The organism is Parvibaculum sp. (assembly GCF_049672805.1).
In the GTDB taxonomy this organism is placed as follows: Bacteria; Pseudomonadota; Alphaproteobacteria; order Parvibaculales; family Parvibaculaceae; genus Parvibaculum.
Genome location: NZ_JBATWS010000374.1, coordinates 1 through 2,065, shown reverse-complemented (window position 1 = coordinate 2,065; position 2,065 = coordinate 1). Strand labels below are relative to the sequence as shown.

The window sequence follows — 2,065 nt, the reverse complement described above, 5'->3', positions numbered from 1 at the left end:
GTTCCATTCCGCTTGAGGATGCGCAGGCCGCCGAAAGTGCGCGCGAGATTGCCGCGCGCTGCACCACACTTGATGAATTGAGAGAGGCGCTTGCTACTTTTGAGGGATGCCCGCTCCGTTATACCGCGAAGAATCTCGTCTTTGCCGACGGCAACCCGCAGGCGCGCCTCATGATGATCGGCGAAGCGCCGGGGCGGGACGAGGATTTGCGGGGCCTGCCCTTTGTGGGCCGTGCGGGCCAGTTGCTCGACAGCATGCTTGCCTCGATCGGGCTTGATCGAAGTTCCGTCTATATCATCAACACGCTGCCCTGGCGCCCGCCGGGCAACCGCACGCCGACACCGGCCGAACATGCGGTCTGCATGCCCTTTGTGGAGCGGCATGTGGAACTGGTGAACCCCGATATCATCGTGCTGCTGGGCGGCGTTTCGGCAAAGCAGATGCTGCACACGGATACAGGCATCATGCGGCTCCGGGGCAAATGGGCGAGCATCAAGGTAGGCGAGCGCGAGGTGCCCGCCCTTCCCACGCTCCACCCTGCCTATCTGTTGCGGCAGCCTGCACAAAAGCGGCTCGCCTGGCGCGATCTGCTCTCTCTCAAGGCCCGCCTTCAGGGTTAACCATTCCGTCCATTTTCGGCACGATTCAACCCTTGCGAGCTTGTTCAGTCTGGCTCACGCGGTAAGATGCCCCCATGAAACGGGGGGCATTTCATCCTTTCGCCGCGCGTGCGGCGGGCCGGGCTGTTTGTGCGGTTGCCATGGCAGCCGCGCTGTTTTTCACATCCGGCGCTCCGGCGAATGCCGATATGCCCCGGCGCGAAGTGCTCGTTGCGGATGCAGGCGGCCAGCGCGCAGCGCGCATCTGGAGCCCCGAAATATTGAGCGGTGCCGACCGCGAAGCCTATCGCAAGCTCTTCACAGCGATGGAGCGCGGGCGTTTTGCGGAAGCAGACAAGCTCACCGCCCAAATCCGCGACAAGCGGCTCATGGGCCATGTGCTCTACATCAAATATATGGGTCCGCACTACACGACCCGGTACGCCGAACTGAAAGACTGGCTCGCGCAATATAATGACCATCCGGGCGCGGCGGATATCTACAAGCTCGCCATGCGCAAGCGCCCGGCTTCTGCCGCCCTGCCCGACAAGCCGCAGCCGCGCCGCTGGCGACAGCCGGTCCATTCCACCTATGCCGTTGATGATGGCGTCAGCGAAGTATCGTCGCCGCGCTTCAAGGAGTTCGATGCCGAGGTGCGCCGGATGCTGCGCACCGAAAGCGCCACACAGGCCGAAGCCTATCTGCGCCGCAAGAATGCCCGCAACCAGTTGAGCGGTGCCGAATTCGACAAGGTGCGCGAGCGCATTCTCGCTTCCTATTTCCTCGAAGGGCAGGACGAGAAAGCCTATCGGCTCGCAACGGAAATCCTGTCAGCGCATATGCGCGAGGTGCCGCTGGCCGATTGGTATGCGGGTCTTGCGGCATGGCGCATGGAAAATCATGCAAGCGCGGCGCGCCATTTTGAACGGCTCAGCAAATCTTCCAGCGTTTCACCCTGGACGAAATCTGCAGGCGGTTTCTGGGCGGCACGCGCCTTCCTTGCGAATGGCGAGCCTGAAAAAGTCGCGCCGATGCTGGAACTCGCTGCGAGCACCGGCGCCACCTTCTACGGCATTCTTGCGACACGCCAGCTGGGCCGCGAACTGAAGATCGACTGGATTGAACCACGGCTTGATGAAGCCTCGTTCCGCGCCCTCACCGAAACACCCGCCATTGCGCGTGGCGTGGCGCTGATGCAGACGGGGCGCCAGGATCTCGCGCGTGAGGAATTGCTGCGCGCCCATGCGCTCATTGATCCGTCACTCGATCAGGCTCTGATCGCGCTTGCGGCGGCCTATGAACTTCCCTCCGTGCAGTTGCAGGTCGCAAATACGGCGCATCTTCCCGCACTCGGCACCACGCGCGGCGGCGGCATCATTCTCAATGCAGGCCTGTTCCCGCTTGCCGACTACAAGCCCAGCAATGGCTACAAGGTGGACCGCGCCTTGCTGCTCGCCTTCATGCGG

General features: G+C 62.7%; 2 protein-coding genes. Both read left to right on the top strand.

Annotation, left to right across the window (positions count from 1 at the left end):
* The coding region (locus tag WBF74_RS11630; protein ID WP_424439884.1) for a uracil-DNA glycosylase at nt 1–620 on the top strand (620 nt) is incomplete at its 5' end.
* 74 nt (nt 621–694) lie between these two features.
* On the top strand, nt 695–2,065 hold a 1,371-nt coding region (locus WBF74_RS11625), incomplete at its 3' end, for a hypothetical protein (protein WP_424439881.1).